The sequence below is a fragment of the Pseudoalteromonas rubra genome, assembly GCF_004212645.1.
GTDB classification, from domain to species: Bacteria; Pseudomonadota; Gammaproteobacteria; order Enterobacterales; family Alteromonadaceae; genus Pseudoalteromonas; species Pseudoalteromonas rubra_G.
Genome location: NZ_PPUZ01000076.1, coordinates 1 through 22243, shown reverse-complemented (window position 1 = coordinate 22243; position 22243 = coordinate 1). Strand labels below are relative to the sequence as shown.

The following is a 22243-nucleotide window of genomic DNA, read 5'->3' as shown; positions in this document are numbered from 1 at the left end:
GTCGGCGACCCAGGCGGATACCGCAGGCAATACGTCTTCTGCTGCGACCCAGACTATTACGCTCGATAATGTTACGCCATCAGGCCAATCTGTCGCTGTCGACCAAGCCGTGATTAATCGTGACAATGAATCGGCACTAAGCTTCACTCTATCTGGCTTAGAAGGGTCAGGCACATTTACCTATCAAATCAGTGATGGCACTAATACTGTTTCAAGTAACAGCGCGACAACAATCACTGCAAGCAGCCAGCAGTTGACCGGCGTTGATGTGAGTACCCTTGATGAGGGAACCTTGACGCTGACTGTGACTGTAACTGATGAAGCGGGTAATGCTTCTGAAGGTGTCACTGCAACAGTGACTAAGCAGTATAATGTTGCTCCTGTGTTGTCGGGTACACCTGCTACCTCGGTAAATGAAGATGAGGCCTATAGCTTTACACCGACCCTGACTGATTCGGATGAGGGAGATACACACACTTATAGCATTGTGAACAAGCCAGACTGGGCAGAGTTCAGCGCCACGACAGGCGCTCTTACCGGCACGCCAACGGATAGCGATGTTGGTACCCATGCAAATATTCAAATTTCAGTATCGGATGGTACTGATCAGGCAACTTTAACGGCGTTCAGCATTGAAGTGGTAAACACCAATGATGCACCGGTTGGACAGGCCTTTACCTTCACGTTGGATGAAGAGGCAACATTGAACGTCACAGCGGCTAACGGTTTGTTAAGTACCGCTACGGATGATGACACGGATAGCGGAGATACTTTAACGGCGAGTGCCGTAAGTCAGCCACAGTATGGCCAGTTGACCTTAAACGCAGATGGCAGCTTCAGCTACCAGCATGATGGCAGTGAAAACCACAGCGATAGCTTTACATATCAGGTGACCGACAGTAATAATGCAACCTCTGCAACACAAACGGTTACGCTGACAATCACGCCGGTGGCGGATGCGCCAACCGTAGTGGATGATTCAGCAACGACCAATGAAGATACAGCAGTTATTTTCGATCTGCTGACCAACGACAGCGATCCTGAAAATGACTTGGTTGAGGCCTCTGCCGCTATCGCGACCCAGCCTGGTAAAGGAACCGTGACCATAGCTAATGGCGTGGTAACTTATACGCCAAATGCCAATGAAACGGGTCAAGACACATTCACTTATACGGTTAAAGATGCGGCACTTAATACCTCCGCAGCAGCAACCGTCACGGTGACTATTACGCCTGTTAACGACCAGCCCACGGTTCAAAACTTCACTGTATCAATAGATGAGGACAATGCCAGTGACGCCATTGCTGTGCGTGCCGGTGCTAGCGATATTGAGGATGGTACGCCTTCGGGTGATATTGCCCTTGCCACGCAACCTTCAAAGGGCAGCGTAGCGATCGATCAGGAAGCCGGTACTTTGGTGTACACACCAAATGCAAATGAAACGGGTCAGGATACCTTCACTTATACCATCACAGATAGCGAAGGCAGTACCTCAGAGTCTGGCTCTGTCACTGTGAACATAGGTGCTGTGAATGATCGTCCTGTTGTTGCTGATGACAGTGTCACTACTAATGAAGATGTCAGTGTGACGCTTGACATACTTGCCAACGACTCGGATGTTGAAGATCAGGGCTTCAATGGCGCAAATGTTACTCTTGAAGATCAGGGTAGCGGTGCGGGCAGTTATGCCAAAGCAGATGTTAGCATACTCACCGACGGCACATTGCAGATAGCACCTAAACAAGACGAGACGGGCACCTTTAGTTTCACTTACACACTGACTGATAGCGAAGGCCTTAGTTCAGATGCAGCAACGGTGACAGTGACGTTGACGCCAGTCAATGATGCGCCAGTCGCTGTTGATAATGTTGCGCAGCTAATGGAAGAGGGCTCATTTGAAGTCAACGTCTTGGGTAATGACACCGATGTGGACGAAAATGATAGCTTTGATGCATCCAGTGTCACTGTGGTCCAGGCGCCAAGCAGTGGTCAAACTCAGGTTACGACTGCGGGCGCGATCATTTACACCCCTAACACAAATTTCTCTGGTGAAGACACCTTTACCTATACGGTAGCTGATGCGGCAGGTGCGGTATCAAACGAGGCGACGGTCACTATGACTGTCACACCAGTAAATGATGCACCGGTACTCTCAGGTACACCTGCAACCGAGGTTAACGAAGACAGCGCCTACAGCTTTACCCCAACCGCGACTGACGCGGACGCTGACACACTGACCTTTAGTGTTCAGAATTTACCATCGTGGGCCAGCTTTGATACGACTACCGGCTCTATAACGGGCACACCTACGAATGATGACGTTGCTACTTATCAGGGGATTGTGATCAGTGCGACGGATGGTACTGAAACTGTGAGCCTGACAGCCTTTGATATCACAGTGGTAAATACTAATGATGCACCGACAATCTCAGGCACGCCAGCGACCAGTGTCAGTGAAGACGCAGCATATAGCTTTACGCCAACAGCAAATGATGTCGATACGGGCGACAGTCTGACCTTTAGCATCGCGAATCAACCCACCTGGGCAAACTTTGATACGCAAACGGGCACGCTCTCGGGTACTCCGACGAATGACAATGTGGGTACAACTTCAGATATTGTTATCAGTGTGAGTGATGGCACAGAGACAGTCTCACTGGCTGCATTCTCATTAACAGTAACAAATACCAATGATGCACCTGTGATATCAGGAACGCCAGCGACTAGTGTGAATGAAGACTCGGCTTATAGCTTTGTACCAACGGCGACGGATGTTGATAGTGGTGATACACTCACCTTTAGCGTGACAAATCTGCCATCCTGGGCAAGTTTCTCTACTTCAGCCGGTGCCATAACAGGTACGCCTGCCAACAGCGATGTTGGCACTTATCAGGACATTGTCATCAGTGTCACTGATGGCTTGGAGACTGCGAGTCTGAATGCATTTGCAATTACAGTTGTGAATGTCAATGATGCACCGGTCATTTCCGGAACGCCGGCAACATCGGTCAATGAGGACTCAGCGTATAGCTTTACACCTGTTGCAGCGGATGATGACGGAGACAACTTAACCTTTAGCATTGTTAATCAGCCAGCCTGGGCGAGCTTTAACACGCAAACTGGTTCACTGTCGGGCACACCAACCAACAGTGACGTTGGCACCATAAGCGACATAGTGATTTCGGTTAGTGATGGCACGGCAACTACGTCCTTGCCTGCGTTCTCACTCACGGTTGTTAATACCAATGATGCACCAGAAATTAGCGGTTCCCCTGCGACCAGCGTGAATGAAGATTCCAGCTATAGCTTTACACCTACTGTGACGGATGTCGATGCCGGTGATGTACTGGTCTTCTCTATCAGTAATCAACCTAGCTGGGCAAGCTTTGATACCACAACGGGTACGTTATCGGGTACGCCGACAGACGCTAATGTGGGCACCGACACGCAAATCGTGATTACGGTTTCAGACGGCAGCGCACAACAGTCACTTAGCTCCTTTGATATTGAGGTGGTCAACACCAATGATGCGCCAACGGCACAGGACTATAGTTTTGGCCTTGATGAAGGGCAGCTGTTGACCGTGACTACGACGCTAGGCTTACTGAGCAACGCGAGTGACGACGATTTAGATAGCGGCGATAGCTTGTCTGCCAGTGCGGTTTCTCAGCCACAGCATGGTGTGCTGACCTTAAACGCTGATGGCAGCTTCAACTATCAGCATGATGGCTCGGAAAGCACCAGCGACGGCTTTACCTTCCAGGTAACCGATGCACAAAATGCCACCTCCGCTACCCATACGGTTTCGTTAACAATTAATCCGGTTGAGGATGCGCCAACAGCGGTAGATGACAGTGCAACAACCAACGAAGATACAGCGGTACAAATAGCCCTGCTGGACAACGACAGTGACCCAGAAGGCAATATGAACGCGGCTTCGGCTGTGGTTGTGACTGCGCCGAGCAAAGGATCTGTGTCCATTGTGAATGGCATCGCAACTTATACGCCTGCAACGAACGAGAATGGTCAGGATAGCTTTACTTATACGGTAGCAGATACCGCGCTTAATACGTCTGATCAGGCAACGGTTGTCGTGACAATCACGCCTGTGAACGATGCACCAGTTGCTGCAAACTTAACGATCAGCACAGATGAAGACACCCCGTCTGCGGCACTGGCTGTACGTGCAGCAGCGACGGACATAGAAGATGGTATTCCAACCGGGGAGCTGACACTGACCAGCACACCAAATCTGGGTTTGGTCACGCTGGACCAGGAGGCGGGTACTTTAGTCTATACACCAAACACCAATGAGACCGGTGAAGATACCTTCACTTATACTATTGCAGACAGTGACGGGTTGGCCTCGGCGTCAGCCAACATTACTGTCAATATTGGTGCTATCAACGATCGCCCTGTGGTGGGGGATGATGCGGTCACCACGGACGAAGATGTCACGGTTGTTCTCGATATCCTTGCGAACGATTCAGATGTGGAAGATCAGGGCTTTAATGGTGCGAATGTCACACTAGAAGACCAAGGTAATGGCGCGGGTAGCTATGCAAAAGCGGATGTGACTATTCTGGCCGATGGCACCTTGGAGATTGCGCCCAAACAAGATGAAACGGGCACCTTCAGCTTCACTTATACCTTAACCGATAGCGAAGGGCTTGCTTCTTTGCCTGCAACGGTCTCAGTCACCCTAACACCGGTGAATGATGCACCAGTAGCGGTCAATAATAGCGTTGAGTTGCAAGAAGAAGGGTCGTTCGAAGTAAACGTGCTGGGCAATGACTTTGATGTGGATGAAGGAGATAGCTTCGACTTGAGTAGTGTCACCGTTGTCCAGGCTGCTGAAAATGGTCAAACTACAGTGACGGCACAGGGCACCATTATCTACACGGCTAATACGAACTACTTCGGCAATGACAGCTTCACTTATACCGTGAAAGACCAGGCTGGTGCTGTATCGAACGAGGCTACGGTATCCTTGAGTGTCACCCCAATTAATGACGCGCCGGTCGTCGAGGGGCAAGCATTGTCGCTCAACGAAGACGACACCTTGCTGATTACATTAAGTGGCACTGACCCGGATGCTGACCCGCTGACATACAGCATAGTGTCTGGTGTGTCGTCTGGGTCATTACAGCAGCAGTCTGATACTACCTGGTTGTATACACCAAATGCAGACTTCAATGGCGCTGACAGTTTTAGCTTTATGGCCAATGACGGGGCGCTTGACTCAAATACAGCCACTGTGTCGTTAACGATTAATGCCGTAAATGATGCGCCAGTGATTTCTGGTACGCCAGATACCACAGTAGTCCACAATACTGAGTACAGCTTTACTCCGCAGGCTTCTGACACAGATGGGGACGCGCTAACATTTGCTGTCGCTAACCTGCCTGTATGGGCTCAGTTTGATACCGCAACGGGCACGCTGTCGGGCACGCCGGGCAGAGATGACGAGGGAGTTTATAGTAATATTGTGATAAGCGTGACAGATGGGGTTACCCAGACTGCCTTGAGCCCGTTCGACATTAACGTTCAGTTTGTGAACAACCCGCCGGTTGCGAACAATATGGATGTGGTGGCTAACGAGGATGGTACCACCAGCTTTGTGGCAAACACATCGGATGAAGATGGCGATAGCGTCACGGTATCCATTGAGCGTCAGCCGGTAAATGGTTTACTGGTGCTGCAAGGTAATACCTTCACTTACACGCCGTTTAGCAACTTCAATGGCTTGGATAGTTTCAGCTACATTGCCAACGACGGTAGCCTGGATTCTACTGCAGGCGAAGTGAAGATCACCATTAACGCAGTCAACGATCTGCCGGTTGCAGTGAACGACAGCTTTGTTTTCGAACCGCAGGCTAATAATACCTATATTCTTGATGTGTTAGCCAATGACACGGATGCTGATGCGGGAGATGTGCTAAGAATTGTGGGTGCTAAAGCATCGGTTGGCAGTGTATCTATTGCCAATGGTACATTATCCTATGTTGCTCAGGCGGAGACCCAAGGTTTGATTGTCGTCAATTACTTGATAGAGGACAGTCAAAAGGCGCGTAGCAAAGCAACAGCTCAGGTACGTATTAACTCAGCACCGGTCGCTACCCTTCCTGTTATCACAGTCCCAACCGACGTAACTGCCAATGCAACGGGGTTATTTACCAAGGTATCACTGGGTACGGCAACGGCTGTGGATGGTAATGGGAATACTATTCCTGTGTCTCTTGTTGATGGTACAACTCTGTTCGCACCGGGCACGCATTTTGTGTACTGGGAAGCAACAGATAGCCAGGGAGCGCAGTCCATAGCAACGCAAAACGTATTTGTTAATCCACTTATTTCACTCGAGAAAAACAGTGAAGTAGCGGAAGAGCAGAGCCATACAGTGAGTGTATTCCTAAATGGTCCGGCACCAAGTTATCCGGTGACGATTCCATATAGCGTTTCGGGAACTGCCGGCGCTTCAGATCATGATTTGGTGGATGGTCAGGTGGTGATTGAATCTGGTACATCCGGTCAAATTAATTTCAACGTATTTGGTGATGGCGTCGTTGAAGGTAACGAAAACATCGTCATCACGTTGGCAGACTCACTGAACCGAGGGGCAAAATCGTCCACGACAGTGACCATAGTTGAAGAAAATGTCGCACCGAAAGTATCTGTTAAAGTGGCACAGGCGGGCGAAACCCGTTCGTTGCTTACCATTAACGATGAATTAGTCACTGTGACTGCAACTGCCAGAGATGCAAATCCGCAGGATAATGTGACGTTAAGCTGGAACTCGGTTGATAATGCTTTGGTCAATCAGAGTAACGACGAAAATACCTTTGTATTCAGTACCTCTGGGCTGGCAGAGGGTATTTACCAGTTGACCGTGACTGCTACGGACGATGCTCAGCCTAGCCTTTCTTCGAGAAGAGACATCTATCTTGAGGTGGTTGCTGAGCTGCAGGCTCTGACACAGATAGATACAGATGGTGACTTGATACCGGATGACGAGGAAGGCTACGCCGATTCGGATGACGACGGCATACCTGACTTCCAGGATGCTATCACCGAATGTAACGTTATGCAGGAGCAAGCTGCCGAGTCGGCTCAATTCCTGGTTGAAGGTGAGCCGGGTGTCTGTCTGCGTAAAGGCGCAACCGTGGCGCAAAACGAGACTGGTGGCGTTCAGTTGCTCGAAAATGAACTGCCAGGAGATGGGGATGCAATCAACATTGGCGGGCTATTTGACTTTATTGCAACCGGACTGCCACAAGCAGGTGATACCTACACCATAGTTATACCTCAGCGCAGACCGATCCCTGCCAATGCAGTCTACCGTAAACTTAAAAATGATGAGTGGGTCGACTTTGTTGTAACCGGTGGCAACGCCATATTGTCGGCCACAGGTGAACCGGGTTATTGCCCACCTCCTGGCAGCAATGAATGGACTGAAGGTGTGACCGAAGGTGACTGGTGTGTGCAATTGCAAATTGTTGATGGTGGTCCAAATGATGACGATGGTATCGCCAACCGCAGCGTAGTTGATCCGGGCGGCATTGCCGTGCCAAGAACCAGTAACACTTTACCTGTTGCTGTTGCAGACGAAGTCACAATTGCAGCGGGCCAGCAAATTATCATAGATGTGCTGGCAAATGATACTGATGCAGATGGCAATGTCTTGACCATTACAGGTGCCACCGTTGACTTTGGATCTGTACGCATTGAAGACAATAAGCTGGTATATACGCCACCTGCGACGTTCGTGGGTGTTGCGACCATCCAGTATAGTATTTCAGATGGCCAGGGTGGTACGTCTAACAGTCAGGCTATTGTCAACCTGACCGTTAACAAAGCACCAACCGCAACGCTGGATGTCGCTACGACGGATGATAAAACGAGCTTAGTTATTGATGTGCTTGCCAATGATACTGATGCGGATGGTGATGAACTATTCCTGGTCAGTGCAGTGGCCACACATGGTAAGGCAACAGTGAATATTGATGGCACACTGACCTACGAACCGAAACTGGGTTACTCTGGAGAAGATGTCATCGTGTATCAGGTAAGAGACAGCAAAGGCGCGACCAGCCAGGGCATTGTCAAGGTGACGGTCTCTGCGTATCAAACTGTCAGTGTGGAAAACACATCTTCGGGTGGTCTGGGAGGATTATTAGTGATAATGATGTCGGCATTAATTTTACGTCGCCGTAATAGTAAATTGCCAGCCTATACACTGCTTACCACGAGTTGTTTGCTAGCCAATCCAGTATTGGCGCAGCAATGGCGAGTTGAGGCAACGGTTGGGCAGGCTGAGGCTGACTATCAAGTGCCCGCTTCTGTTGGCGGGCTGACAGTAGGTGAAGTTGATGACAATAGTGAGTCCTGGTCGGCTGGTGCCTTTTACGAGCTAATACCGAAGTGGGAGGTTGGGCTACGTTATATTGATCTGGGCCAGGGGCGTCTTGAGTTAACCGGTCAGTCTCTTACGCCAGACACAGCGCATGAGCTAGTAGCACGAGCAGCGCCGGTATTACCAGAAGGATTCGCGTTGCAAACCGGATTTGAAGTGTTACGTTATGAGCGCTTTAGTGCGGCCCTGTTCCTGGGGGCGTTCGATTGGAAATATCAGATTGACAGTACACGCAACAGTAAGCATTTACTGCAATATGAAAAAGAAGGGACCAGCGCTTATGGAGGTATAACACTGGGGTATGATGTTATGGAAAATACGTCTGTTAATGTAAGTTATAGCTACTACAATCTCAGTGAAAACGCCATTAATGAAATATCAGCCGGGATTAGCCTGAGATTCTAATCCTATTTTAAATTGACCGGGATTGGGCTGTAAGTCCAATCCCGCTTTTTTGCCGTGAAAAAGATTAATTGGAGCCAGGCTCTGTTTCCTTAAAGGTTAAACATCCTGTCTCTTCCTCCAAATATGAAATTTACATTCAGAGTTCATAACTATACATTTCAATCAGCGACTGTGTTAGAGTCCCTCCGATAAGTACCGGTATAATCTACAGATAGCGTAAGAAATCGAGATTTTCTGTCCCGGCAAGTTGTAAAAATGGAGTGTAACTGTGCAAAGTAATGGAATGAACCTTAATATTCCCTGGTTTGGCTTCTTAACTATCCTAGCTTCAGTCTTAATATCTTCATGGTCGTGGGATGCCTTTTACTATAAGTTTGACGTTCCTAAGTGGATAGTACTGGACCTTTTCATTTGTACTGGCCTCACCTATGCATTTATTAAGAAAGTAGATATTGAAATTGGCCGCGTTGGCTGGCTTTGCGCTACTTTATTCGTCTTGATGCTTGCTTCGTCATTACAAGCTGTGAATCCATATGAAAGTGTCGTGTTCATTCTTAGGTATGTAGGAAGCGTGTTACTTTGCTATTTATTGCTCAAAAGCATATGGCATAGATATGGTGTCACACTGCTTTTTGATATTGTTATTTGCTCTTCGGCTATCTTCTCTTTGCTCTACATTGAATCCCGGATAAACGATTACGATTTGGTTCACGTAACTGCATTTTCTTCATTCGGGTTCGTTAACAACCTTGGACAAGTGCTCAATGTTTGGTTGCCTGTGCTCGTTGCTGCTATTTTGTACCAGGGGAAATTAAATACGCGATCCATCTGTGGTGCTTTCTCTTTTATCGTCTGTATTTGTGCATTGCTCGAGTCAGGTACTCGCGGCACGATATTGGGTTTACTACTGGGCGAAACAGTTTTGTTTATGCTTATTTTAGGCAAACTCAAGCGTAAGGCATTTACCTATCTAACTATTACCGCAAGCTTACTGGCTGGAAGTATTGCCTATTCCCAGGTGGATAGTTATTTGGGTGGAAGGTTGAATGACAAGCTACAAAGCATAAAGGATTTGGATACGGGAAGAGAGGAGTTGTTTGTCAACACGTTTGATATGGTCCTTGATAAGCCTCTAGGGGTAGGTGCTAATAATTTTGAATATATTCACCCTAAATATGCGAAGCTTGGGACAGCAGATGCATCGCCTATGGTGGGGAGCGGATTGATCCTTAAAACACCTCATAACATAGCGCTGAAGTTTTTCAGTGAAACAGGCTGGGCTGGAGGGCTGATTTTTTGTGCGATACTCACATTGATGGTGTTTAAATCTATGGTGAATGCTTACAAAGGCAATCAGATCGATCGATGGTTACTTGTTGCTATGATTTCTACTGTGTTCCACTCGATGTTTACCGCGCTTTTCTTGACCCCTGCAAGCCTGTTTTTCGCAATACTTTTGTTCTCTTTTGTACTGTATAGAAATAAAGAGTTAATTGAAGAAAACAGAACAGATAAGAAGGTGATTAGGTTTCAATACCTCCCCGCCTTAATTGTCGTATATGCGGGGGTTTTTACATCGAATCATCTGGCTAGTTACTATGCACATTTAGGGTATGTGTCGGGAAACCAGTTATACATGCAACGCAGTTTCAAACTAAATCCCTACGATAGCAAAGCACTATATGATTACTACATTCTTCAGAGGTACTTGTACAAAGATCATGAACAGGCGCTGGGGGCACTTGAGAAATTTATACCATTATACCCCTACCATACGAGTGGGCTTCTTGCGGCTGCTGAGCTGATGATACAGCGCCATAATTACGCAGGAGCCGTGAGCCAGCTAGATTTTCTTTTGACATTTTATCCAAACTTAGCTCGCGCTCATAAATTAAAAATGGATGCACAGAAAAAATTGGAATCGCGCCTTGTTCTTTGAATTACATTGGTATGGGAAATTTTATTCCCATTAACCTTTTGTAAAAGAAGAAAAAAAGTTGTTTGAGCAGAAATGAGTTGATAGACTTCTCTTGTAGTATGGACCTGCTATAGTTCCAATTTTAAAAATAATACTTAATTCAGGAAGAAGAAAATGACTAAGGAAATTTCATCACTGTTGTTGGTGATTGTTATGGCTGCCTCGCTTTCAGCATGTGGCTCAGGGGACAGTAAGGATACGGCACAAACCGGTGATCAGGGGACTAGCGTTGATAAGCCTGTCACGTCAAAACCAGATCCAGAACCTACTCCCGCTAAAGCAACACACACAGTGTCTCAAACTGCACAGGCTCAGCCTGTAATACAAAGCGCTTCTTCAGGACGTCACGATCTAAAAGCTTCGACAGTCATTGTGACTCAAAAAGCAAGCTCCAATAACTTTCAATTAGACAATGCTCAAACCGCTCTAGACTAACTTTTAAGGGAAATTATGTTTAAAGTTAATGCGTTAGCCGCAATGATTGCTGCTGCCGGTGCTATCTCTATGCCTGCAATTTCAGCACAACTAAACCACCAAGGTACATTGACTAACTCAAACACACAAGAGGTCGTCAATGATACTTTAACCATAACATTCACACTTTATGCCAATGAACAAAGCCTCTGGCAGGAAGTCAGAGAAGTTCAGGTTGTAGACGGTCAATATAGCGTCCGACTTGGCGAAAACAACGACATTGACGCTGCCATTTTTCAAAATACAGAATTAGAACTTGGCATTAAAGTCGGAGACGATATTGAAATGTCTCCTCGATTGCGTATCGACGCAGTGCCCAGTGCATATTATGCCGATGTATCTGGCTCAGTTAAAGGGGCGGTTGATGCGACTCAGGTTTCCGTTGCCGGGATCCCCGTGATTAATGAAAACGGTGAATGGGTTGGCTCTACTGTCGGTTTGAAAGGTGAGCCAGGCGCAGATGGCCGTGATGGTGTTGATGGTAAAGATGGCGTTGACGGTAAAGACGGAGCGGATGGACAAGATGGCGCACCAGGGGCGAATGGCCTTGATGGCGCTAAGGGTGAAAAAGGCGACCAGGGTGAAAAAGGCGACCAGGGTGAAAAAGGTGACCAGGGTGAAAAAGGTGACCAAGGTGAAAAAGGTGATAAAGGTCTTCAGGTTAAAGGTGCCTGGACGGAGCTTGCTGCCTACGTTGTGGACGATTTAGTGAGCTTTAATGGTAGCGCTTATATTGCTATTGCAGATGTGGCTGCCGTAGAAGAGGGTGGTGACGCAAACCCATCGCCAGATGTGGCAGCACAATGGTTGCAACTGGTTGCAAAAGGCGAGCAAGGTGAGGCCGGAGCAGACGGTAAAGATGGCGTTGATGGCCGTGACGGAGCCGATGGGGAAAAAGGCGACCGAGGCGAAAAAGGTGAGCCTGGCGAGAAGGGCGAACAGGGTGCCAAAGGTGAGCAAGGTGAAAAAGGCGACCGAGGCGAAAAAGGTGAGCAGGGTGCCAAAGGTGAGCAAGGCGAAAAAGGCGACCGAGGTGAGAAGGGCGAGAAAGGCGACCGAGGCGAGAAAGGCGACTCTGGCGAGAGAGGCGAACAGGGTGCCAAAGGTGAGCAAGGTGAAAAAGGCGATCGTGGCGAGAAAGGCGATCCTGGCGCAAAAGGAGAGCAGGGTGCCAAAGGTGAGCAAGGTGAGAAAGGCGATCGCGGAGAGAAAGGTGACCCTGGTGAGCGAGGCGCGAAAGGCGAAAAGGGTGACCGAGGCGAGCAAGGTGAAAAAGGTGACAAGGGTGATCGTGGCCTGACTATTAAAGGTAGCTGGTCCGCTGAATCTGCCTACAAAGCCGACGATGTTGTTGTGTATGAAGGCCAAGCTTATATTGCCCGGGTAGATATCATTGCCACTGAGGAATCGGGCTCGGTGAATGAAGCGCCGGCGGCCTCCAACGACTGGTTGTCACTGTTTGCTGGTGTCGGGTCGGGTCTGCCTGGTAAAGATGGCCTTGACGGTAGAGATGGTGTTGATGGTAAAGATGGTTTACCAGGTCAGGACGGTGTCGATGGCCAAAAGGGTGAACGCGGCGAAAAAGGTGACCCAGGTGCCAAAGGAGAAAAAGGCGACAAAGGTGACCGAGGTGAACAAGGTGAACGCGGCGAAAAAGGTGACCCAGGTGCCAAAGGAGAAAAAGGCGACAAAGGTGACCGAGGTGCGCAAGGTGAACGCGGCGAAAAAGGTGACCCAGGTGCCAAAGGAGAAAAAGGCGACAAAGGTGACCGAGGTGCGCAAGGTGAACGCGGCGAAAAAGGGGACCCAGGTGCTAAAGGAGAAAAAGGCGACAAGGGTGATAAGGGTGATAAAGGCGATCGAGGCCTGACTGTTAAAGGTGAATGGTCTGCGGAGTCAGCCTATAGCGTGGATGATGTGGTCGTGCATGAAGGGCAGGCTTACATCGCACGTGTAGATATACCGACGACTGAGGAGTCAGGAACGGTTAACCTTGATCCGGCATCATCCCCAGACTGGTTGTCGCTGTTTGCGGGAGTAGGGTCTGGTATGCCTGGTAAAGATGGACTGGACGGCAAAGATGGCGCACCTGGTAAAGACGGCGTTGATGGTGCTCCAGGTAAAGACGGCGTTGATGGTGCTCCAGGTAAAGACGGCGTAGATGGTGCTCCAGGTAAAGATGGCGCTCCAGGTAAAGACGGTGCTCCAGGTAAAGACGGTGCTCCAGGTAAAGACGGTGCTCCAGGTAAAGATGGTGTTGACGGTGCTCCAGGTAAAGATGGTGCGCCCGGTCCAAAAGGACTGCAAGTCAAGGGTGATTGGAATGCACAGTCTGGTTATCAGGTTGATGATGTCGTTACTTTCCAGGGCAGTGCATATATAGCATCGATATCTATTCCAGATACAGATGGTGTTAATCTGTCTCCTGAACAAGATACACAGCGCTGGCAACTGTTGGTCGCCAAAGGAGCTGCGGGCATAAACTTTAATGCTTCTGGCTACCTGCTGACCACAGAGTATTCGGTTGGAGATGTGATTAGCTATATGGGCAGTGCGTTTATCGCGACTCAGGAAGTTGTGGGTGTGCCGCCACTGGATTCCGAGGGCAATATTCAACAACCTTGGTCTATTCTGGCTAAGGGAGTTGATTACGACGCTGAGCAACTGGTTAAACGTACAGAGCTGCCCGATTTTACATCCTTTGCGCTAAGCTCGGATGTAACCCAAACGTTGACTAACTATGTTACAGAAACGCAGTTTAATCAGGCGCTTGCAGCAAAAGCTAACCAAAGCGATGTGGATACTGCGCTGGCAACGAAGGCAAACCAGAGTGACGTTAATACTGCGCTAGCTGCGAAGGCAAACCAAAGCGATGTGGATACTGCGCTGGCAACGAAGGCAAACCAGAGTGACGTTAATACTGCGCTAGCTGCGAAGGCAAACCAAAGCGATGTAGATACTGCGCTGGCTGCGAAAGCGAATCAGAGTGATGTTAATACTGCGCTGGCAACGAAGGCAAACCAAAGCGATGTTACGACTGCGCTGGCAACGAAGGCGAACCAGAGCGACGTTAATACTGCGCTAGCTTTGAAGGCGAACCAGAGTGATGTCAATACTGCGCTGGCTTTGAAGGCGAACCAAAGTGATGTCGATACTGCGCTGTCAGCAAAAGCAAATCAGGCTGATATGCTAACAGCCCTGGCTTCTACTCTTAAGTTCACGCCAACTAAGCTTGCCTGGTCTTCAGAACATACTTATCAGACTGGAGAGGTAGCACGTGTAGAGTTTAACAATAGCCTTTATGTCGCAACTCAGGATGTTGCTTCAATGAGTTCTAGGAAATCGCCGATTTTGGATACGGAGCGTTGGTCTTTATTACTCAAAGGTGTATCGTCAAACGTTAAAAACGTCATGTTTGTTACAAGTACTGAACACACTGGTAATCTGGGAGGCACCAGCGGTGCAGACAGTATCTGTAATTCCTTGGCTAATAGCGCCGGTTCCAAGGTGCCATCAGGTAAATATGAAGCCCTGCTGAACTCTATGTATTACGCAGTGGACCGTTCAGCAACTGTCTATGACATTAACGGTGATGTGGTCGCTAGTAGCGGTTCAGATTTGTGGCGCACAAACACGACGCCATTACAAGTTGGAATTATATATGATGAAAAGGGCAATGATGTAACAGGAGCACGTGTATGGACAAATATGAATTCTCAGGGAAGCTCTATTAATTGGAATGCATGTGATAGCTGGAGAAGTAGCTCTCCCAACGACCCATATTCATTTGGTGGTGCTATGACGGGTGTTGCTGGAGAAACATCGACTGAGTGGGTGCAAAGTAGTAACCTAAGTTGTGGATCTAAAGCGCGCCTTTACTGTGTAAAACAGTAATGTCAGAACAAGCGCAATAACAACCAGGCCCGGCTCATTTAGCCGGGCTTTTTTATGTCATTTGCATCAAACAAACAAACCCAAGTAAAATAAGGGTCAATATTGAAAAATACTCAAATTAAATGACCGATACGCCACTTGCCACCTTATTACAACACCTTTCGCAACAGACACTCACGAATGAACTTAGCCGCTTCTTTCACGGTCGGGGTCGCAGTTATCCCGGGCTTGAACACATTACGGTCGACTGGTTACAGGGACAGCTGCTTGTTTCCCTATTCAAAGAGCATGAGCCGCAATGGGTTGAAGCGCTCAAGTCTGAGCTACTTATACTCATTGAAACTCAAGGATGGACTGAGCGAGTGTCTGCAGTCTTGCTGCAACACAGGTATGCCACGGGTTCCCCCATTGATGTCGTACATGGTAACCTGTCAGCTATGCCCGTTGTCAGCGAACAAGGCCTGAAGTTTGGCTTATCGCTGGGCGCTAAGCAAAATATGGGGCTGTTCTTGGATATGCGCCTGGGTCGACAATGGGTGAAAAGCCAGGCAAAGGATAAACGTATCCTAAATTTGTTTTCTTATACCTGTGGTTTCTCCGTTGCGGCCTTGGCTGGAGGCGCTGATCATGTCGTCAATCTCGATATGTCGAAAGCGGCCCTGAAGCAAGGTAAAGTCAATCACCAGCTGAATGGGCATGATTTAAGTAAAGTCTCCTTTTTGGGTCATGAGCTGTTTAAATCCTGGGGAAAAGTGAAAAAACTTGGACCATACGACCTGATCATTATTGATCCACCCAGTTTTCAAAAGGGGAGCTTTGCATTGACCAAAGATTATCAGCGGATCTTAAGGCGTCTGGGGGATTTATTAACTACGCAGGGAGTCGTGCTGGCGTGCGTCAATTCACCCCAAGTGAGCGCCCAGTTCTTAATCGATGAAATGGCCAGAGAAGCGCCACAAATGCACTTTGATGCCCGACTACCCAACCCACCTGAATTTCCTGATATAGACGAAGACAGCAATTTGAAATGCTTGGTTTTTAAGACAAAAAATATTAATTAAGTTGCCACTTTGTCAGGATCTGTTGATATTTTCCTGTTGCTTTGAGCTGAGCCAGGGCATGCATCAACAGGTTCGCCTGATGTGACTCAAAACTTAAGCTGGCAGCCAGATGCAGCTCTGAGGGAAAGTCGGGTACCATCATCTTGCGCTCAACCTGTTCAGCTGGCAGCCCCAACGCAGCGAGTTCTTTGTTTATTGTCTGGGCATTGGTTAACACCAAATCGGTGCGGCCTTTGAACAGCATTTGCCATAGCATTTGGTAATGTGATACCAGCACCAGCTCATGGTCTTCCGAAAACCCTGCGGCACGTAAAAATCGCTCGCTGTAATACCCACGAATGGTGCTAACACGATGTGCTCTGGCACTTGCTAAATCCTGAAGTAAAAAGGTGCGTTCTTTAAGGCCAATTAAATAGGCCTGAACATGGCACATTACGCCCAGAAAGCGATAATTTTGCGCACGCTCAGGTGTTTTTAACCAAGACAACAACAGGGTGTTGTCTCGTGCCTGCATTTCGTGCAGTGCGCGTGCCATTGGCATGATCTCGATGTGACCCTGCAATCCGGTCGAGGTGAGTAATTGCTCTGCAATTTCAACCAGTGCACCGGTGGGTTTTCCTTGCTGGTCCAGATAATGATAAGGAGGCAGATCTTCTGCAACGAAACGTATAACTGTGGTGTGGCCAGTAAAAGGTATCAAAGCAACAAAAAGGGTGAACAACAACGCAAAACGCATAGACACTCTGTTAAAAGCCTAAAACCCGCAGTTTGCCGTGTTTGCAAAAAAAAATCCAGTTCATCACCTCAGACCACCTGATAAGGGGACGCAAGGTTCATCGTAGAGATGGCGCGCCGGCTTGCGCGCCATATAGACTTAAGCTAGTTTCTCAGACGAATTTCAAACTTATCTGAGTAACGTTCCTGGACTGCTTTTGCGGAGCTGCCGCTTGCATAGCCGGGGTCAACGGTACCCGGACGGGTGCGGGCAAGATAAAATTCTGCGCTACATTCCTGGCGGGTATTGATAGCGGTATCTTTTAACTCTTCAATTGAACTCAAGTCGATCACCTGTGTTCCATCGTCAGTTAGCTGCTCGTTATTTACATATACAAAAAAGCTGTCACCGTCGTTTTTCTTACACTCAATGGTCAGTTTGCTCTCAAACTGAGTGTCGTCCTCTGTACCTGGGGTCCAGGAAAGTGTCAGCTCGTCATTCACTGAGTAAGATTGGTTTTTCTGTGGCGTGATAATCTCGAACGGACGAGGTAAGTTCATAGTTGTCGTCAGCGTTTTGTTTTCAGCGGCTCTGGTAAAGTCGACGGTAAACAGAGTGCCACCTGACGTTACATCAAAAATAGCGCGGTAATCTACGTCGAATAATTCTTCATCTTCACTCATAACCTGGCTGATATTGGCAGCCTTTGCCACTAGCTTATCATTAGCAGTCAGCTTGATATTGTTACCTGTTGGGCCATCAATATTAAGTTCGGCAATCACTCGCGACGTTTCGCCAGTTGTGGTTACATAAATTTTAGACCAAATGGCCTCTGTTTTAACATTCTCGGAGTTAGTTGTTTCAGTTGAACAGGCCATCAGCGCAGAGCACGCCAGCGCAAGCATCGAAAATCGTAAAGTATTCATTGTCTTCCCTTACAGGTTGGGGTCATAACTGGCTCCATTCTAATCACGATCCGAAAAATAGAAAATGATGTTTTACATTTTTAAACAAACAACCTGGCTTTTAAAACAAACAGCCGGGTGCTTTTTAGAGATATTGTGTGGTTGCAGGGTAAGGTTGGGAAGTTGATGATATTTTTTACAACAAAATCAGACACATTAAGTGTTGATGACTTTTGCTGTGAGCGCACAGCAGTCGGACAAGCTTCGTTGTACCCGCAAAATAGCGTGTCTATTGTTGATACCATTCAATGTCAATTTGTGACCTCTACCAAAGCCATCAGAGTAGATTGCTGTGGCTATTCGTATAATAAATGAGCTTTTTTATATTTCAGTATGTTTACACTTGGAAATTGCCTTTCCCCATTTAATAAGGAATATAGGTTGGGCACAGTGAGAAACACTCATCAACAAAAAGAAGGAAACACTATGAAAGAAAATATATTAGGAATGGCTTTATTAAGTGCGATTAGCCTGTCGGCCGTTGCACACAGTAGTCACGAATTGACGAGTACACCCCCTTTGACAGCCTCTGAGCACGCTTTATCCACCTATCAATTAGCATTCTCCAGTGACACACAAAAAGTACAATATCTGACTCGCTTTCATGATGCGATACTGGATGTAAAAGACAATTATCTGGTGCTAATGCTCAATCAAGCTCAGTTTGCGGAATTACAGGGAAATGGCGCGTTGATTTTTTCAAGATCAGACGCCAATGAGCAAGTTAAGAGGGCGCAATTAACGGACCTCCCCGCGACAGGGCGAAGCCAAAGCGCAGATCTGGAATCAGGTATACCGAACTTTCCGTGTTATCCAACTCTGGCAGAAACCCAACAGATGGCTCAGACACTGGCGCAAACTTATCCAGATTTCGTAGAGCTAAAGCACATAGGTCCGTCGTGGGAGAAAAGTCAGGGGCTGGGTGGTCACGACTTGACAGTATTGGTTCTGAAAAACAAAAAGAAGAACAAATGGCGCAAACGCCCTGCACTGTATATGCAAGGAGCACTGCATGCCCGTGAATATACGCCGGGCGCGACTACCCTGAAGTTTGCCAAGTATTTGCTTGAAAATCGAGAGACGAATGCTGATATCAACTGGATTATGGACCAGCGGGAAATTCATATCTTACTCATTGCCAACCCGGATGGGCGTGTACTCGCTGAGCAGGGGCAGCTGTGGCGTAAAAACACCAATACGGCCTATTGTGCACTCGATGACACCATGCGAGGTGTTGATCTTAACCGCAACTTCGATTTTGCCTGGGCCTCCCCCATTGGTGGCTCGACAGGCGAGCAATGTGCAGCAACGTATCATGGACCCAGCGCCGCATCGGAGCCGGAAACACAAGCGATCCAGGCTTATCTCAAAGGCCTGTTTAAAGATCGCCGCGGTGATCTGCTGAGTGACCCTGCGCCTCTAAATACCCAGGGGGTCTTCCTGGACCTGCATAGTTTCAGCCGCTTTGTGATGTGGCCTTGGTCGAGTGAGCTGACCCCCAGTCCTAATGCTGAACAGTTATCTATGATGGGCCACAGAATGGCGGCCTATAATGGTTATCTGGCATTTCAGACTAAAGAGATATTCAAAACAGGCGGATCAGCCGATGGGTATGCATACGGAGAGTTGGGTGTTGCATCATTTACGTTTGAACTGGGCAATACCTTCTTCGAAAGCTGTGCCAACTTTGAAGGGGAGATATTTCCCAACAACCTGAATGCTCTTATCTATGCTGCAAAGGTTGCAAAGCGTCCCTATCGGATGCCAGCAGGACCACAGATTAATGACTTACGCTTACAGGGAGCAGGTAACGAAGCGATCCCTGCCGGCACTCCGGTGCAGATAATCGCAACTGTTGCGGATGATATTTTTGGCCGCTCTTTGACCGGGCAGTTGCCACCCAGCGACGCTATTCGCAAAGTGGAGCTGACCATAAAAAGAAAGGGCAAGCGTGCAAAACGGCGTATTGTATTGCCCGCTGCGGATGGTGTGTTTGACACTGTGAGTGAATCAATTAACTTTACATTAGACACGCATCGCTGGCGCAAAGGCCGTTATACGCTGACCTTTCGTGCGCAAGATGCTGCTGGCCAGTGGGGCCCCAAATATGCGAAATTCCTGACCATAGATAATGAAGCCATGCCTGGCACGGTTGCGCCAGCGGCGGACTTCGTTGCTGATTGTCGTAAAGGTGTTTGCAGTTTTGATGGCTCTGTTACCCAGGATGATAGAAACGCTTTGACATACAGATGGGTTTTAGCAGGCGAACGTTTCTTAGGCGTGTTTCATGGTGAGCAGGTCGAAATTGATTATCGTCATGCGGGTAACTACCAGCTTACATTGCAGGTTGACGACAGTCATGGTTTCCGAGACATCAAAACAGTGCAGCTGGCACTGGACGGTATACGTCCCCCTGTTGCTCAATTTAGCTATCAATGCAGCGGTTTGACGTGTGAGTTTGATTCCTCAACATCAGCTGATCCGGATGGCGAAATTGTTGAGCGCCTTTGGCGCATGGGAGAGAGCGCACCATACTTACCCGGAGCAAAGAAAGCCGTGCATACCTTCAGCGCGCCTGGTGACTATCTCATTGCTCTTGTTGTGATAGACAATGACAATGAGTTTAATGAGGTATGGCAGACTATTACGGTCTCGGAGAATAAGTAACTCGCCTTTTGAATAAGCGCGCATCTGCGCGCTTTTATCCAGATTTAAGAGAAACAAAAAATTAACGCGCTTGTCGTGTTGTTGTTTTTTTTATCATCTACTTTGACGTCCGCTAATAACTAAAAAACAAGGAAAAAGTAGATGAAACACCCTTATCAAGCCGCGTTTTGTGTCATTGCCGGTTTGGCTTTTCAATCGGCCAGTGCGGGTGAAACCACGCTGAAACTGAGTAAGCCAACAGGTAACCCCAATGCGAGCCAAAAGGTGCGTACTGTGAATCTGGGAACGCTGGCAGACAGTTTGTTTTCAGACATGAGGCAGTTTGAGTTAGAAACAGAGTCGGATATTCGTCGTGACCTCAATAACATGAGTGCTGTTAAATATATTTATGCAGTTGATGTTGATGCCCGTAATATATCTGCCACTTTTACCGGTACAGATAATTATAAAATCCGCTTAACAGTGGGCAGTCTGGATCTTTACACCAAAGTGAAGTTTGACGGCGTCGATGTGCTGTGCCCCAGTGTTAAAGTATCGGTTCGCCTTGAAAATCTGTCCCCAACCGTTACTTACAATTACTACACGGGCGCTTTGGAAAAGATTGATATTAACTATGGCCGTGATGTCGATGTGAGCTGCTCAGGAGGGATCTTGTCATTGCCCGGGATCAGCCTGTTTGTTGACTACTTCGCGTCTGATGCAGCAACTGGCGCGGTAGATGATCTGATTAAGGCAAACCTGCAACAGTTTGCAGCGCTGCAACAGCCTGGTGCGCTGTTTGGTATGCAAGAGATACTCACTGACAGCCGCGTTCGAGGCAATGTGGATGCCGCAGAGCGTTATCTGGATATTGATATAGACAATATCATCGGCAATCTGGCAACCGGTATGAACTTAAATGTCAGTCTTAACCGGGATGCTTACGGTTATGGCAAACACCTGGCACACATTGGGGTTTACCAAAGTGCACCTATTATCACAGCCAGCTGGGGTGGTCAGTTCAGCGCCAGTGCACCCGGCGCCAATCGGATCAGTAAATATGCGCTTAGCGGGACCTGGCGTAGCAGTAGTTGGACGCCTGGCTTGTTGTATAACAACCAATTTATCGGCGCAATTGCCTATAATCGCGTATACGGGATCCCAAGCTACCTTGGTCAGAAACAGGTGACCATTGGCAACTGTGGAAAGGCATGCGAGTAAGTTTATCTGAGGTTAGCAGGCGTATGGCCTGTTAACCCTCAATCTACCAGGGTGGCGCTGTCGCTGGCGGCATAGATCCAGCAGGTTTTTCCTGATTTCAGCGTTGCCTCTTGCCTGACGTAATCGTCAACCTCGTAGCTGTCGGCGCGCATCAGCTCTTGCTGAGTGATCAAAAATACCGTGCCGGTTACTTCATCGTCCGGGTTCGCAGTATGGATAAGAATAGGGTGGTATGCTTTATTACTGCTTTTCAACACCACGGGATCGGTAATTCTGACCCGGCCCAGCCGATAGCCAGTCAGGCTGTCTGCCTCACCATCGAGTAAGCGGCCAAAGTTATCAAGCTGCACCTGGGACTGTTGCAGTGTGCCGTATGAGAAAAGTGCTTCCATTGGGTTTCCTTGCGTTTTTGTTTGTAAATTATACCAATTTCACTTAATACCTGTCCAATTTGACGGAGCAAATATGACG

The 22243-nt window shown here is 48.0% G+C and carries 9 protein-coding genes and 1 pseudogene; 7 read left to right on the top strand and 3 right to left on the bottom strand.

Annotated elements, in window-relative coordinates; translation table 11 throughout:
- Positions 1-181 precede the first annotated feature (181 nt).
- The 5 genes and pseudogenes from C3B51_RS20500 to C3B51_RS20480 all read left to right on the top strand — a co-directional run.
- Positions 182-8818, top strand: a pseudogene (locus tag C3B51_RS20500) (Ig-like domain-containing protein); the annotation flags it as partial.
- A gap of 268 nt (positions 8819-9086) precedes the next feature.
- Positions 9087-10757, top strand: a complete 1671-nt coding sequence (locus C3B51_RS20495; RefSeq protein ID WP_130246246.1) for an O-antigen ligase family protein — start codon at positions 9087-9089, stop codon at positions 10755-10757.
- Between the two features lie 153 nt (positions 10758-10910).
- Complete coding sequence (locus C3B51_RS20490) at positions 10911-11231, top strand: hypothetical protein (RefSeq protein ID WP_125718021.1); 321 nt, start codon at positions 10911-10913, stop codon at positions 11229-11231.
- A 15-nt stretch (positions 11232-11246) separates the two neighbouring features.
- On the top strand, positions 11247-15164 hold the full coding sequence (locus C3B51_RS20485; RefSeq protein ID WP_130246245.1) for a hypothetical protein: 3918 nt from the start codon (positions 11247-11249) through the stop codon (positions 15162-15164).
- A gap of 122 nt (positions 15165-15286) precedes the next feature.
- Entirely contained in the window at positions 15287-16225 is a 939-nt protein-coding gene (locus C3B51_RS20480) for a class I SAM-dependent methyltransferase (protein WP_130246244.1), read from the top strand.
- Here the strand turns inward: C3B51_RS20480 and C3B51_RS20475 are convergent.
- Both C3B51_RS20475 and C3B51_RS20470 read right to left on the bottom strand, forming a co-directional pair.
- Entirely contained in the window at positions 16218-16961 is a 744-nt protein-coding gene (locus C3B51_RS20475; protein WP_130246243.1) for a substrate-binding periplasmic protein, read from the bottom strand. The genes C3B51_RS20480 and C3B51_RS20475 overlap by 8 nt on opposite strands.
- Before the next feature lie 143 nt (positions 16962-17104).
- The gene (locus C3B51_RS20470; RefSeq protein ID WP_130246242.1) at positions 17105-17866 is read right to left on the bottom strand and encodes a hypothetical protein; all 762 of its coding nucleotides are present in this window, start codon (positions 17864-17866) and stop codon (positions 17105-17107) included.
- 465 nt (positions 17867-18331) lie between these two features.
- On the opposite strand from C3B51_RS20470, the gene C3B51_RS20465 reads away from it, so the two are divergent.
- Both C3B51_RS20465 and C3B51_RS20460 read left to right on the top strand, forming a co-directional pair.
- Positions 18332-20572 (top strand): M14 family zinc carboxypeptidase, encoded by a 2241-nt coding sequence (locus C3B51_RS20465; RefSeq protein ID WP_165389213.1) that lies wholly within the window; start codon positions 18332-18334, stop codon positions 20570-20572.
- 141 nt (positions 20573-20713) lie between these two features.
- A complete protein-coding gene (locus C3B51_RS20460; protein WP_130246240.1) occupies positions 20714-21772 on the top strand; it encodes a hypothetical protein in 1059 nt (352 codons plus the stop codon).
- Positions 21773-21810: 38 nt separating this feature from the next.
- Here the strand turns inward: C3B51_RS20460 and C3B51_RS20455 are convergent, their stop codons facing one another.
- Positions 21811-22164: a gamma-glutamylcyclotransferase family protein gene (locus C3B51_RS20455; protein WP_125718008.1), complete on the bottom strand. Its 354-nt coding sequence runs from the start codon at positions 22162-22164 to the stop codon at positions 21811-21813.
- Positions 22165-22243: the final 79 nt, after the last annotated feature.

Bases quoted from the DNA above. Each gene is read 5' to 3' on its own strand.
- C3B51_RS20460 (WP_130246240.1), top strand. From the start codon at position 20,714: ATGAAACACCCTTATCAAGCCGCGTTTTGTGTCATTGCCGGTTTGGCT.
- C3B51_RS20490 (WP_125718021.1), top strand. From the start codon at position 10,911: ATGACTAAGGAAATTTCATCACTGTTGTTGGTGATTGTTATGGCTGCC.
- C3B51_RS20485 (WP_130246245.1), top strand. From the start codon at position 11,247: ATGTTTAAAGTTAATGCGTTAGCCGCAATGATTGCTGCTGCCGGTGCT.
- C3B51_RS20470 (WP_130246242.1), bottom strand. From the start codon at position 17,866: ATGAATACTTTACGATTTTCGATGCTTGCGCTGGCGTGCTCTGCGCTG.
- C3B51_RS20475 (WP_130246243.1), bottom strand. From the start codon at position 16,961: ATGCGTTTTGCGTTGTTGTTCACCCTTTTTGTTGCTTTGATACCTTTT.
- C3B51_RS20480 (WP_130246244.1), top strand. From the start codon at position 15,287: ATGACCGATACGCCACTTGCCACCTTATTACAACACCTTTCGCAACAG.
- C3B51_RS20455 (WP_125718008.1), bottom strand. From the start codon at position 22,164: ATGGAAGCACTTTTCTCATACGGCACACTGCAACAGTCCCAGGTGCAG.
- C3B51_RS20465 (WP_165389213.1), top strand. From the start codon at position 18,332: ATGAAAGAAAATATATTAGGAATGGCTTTATTAAGTGCGATTAGCCTG.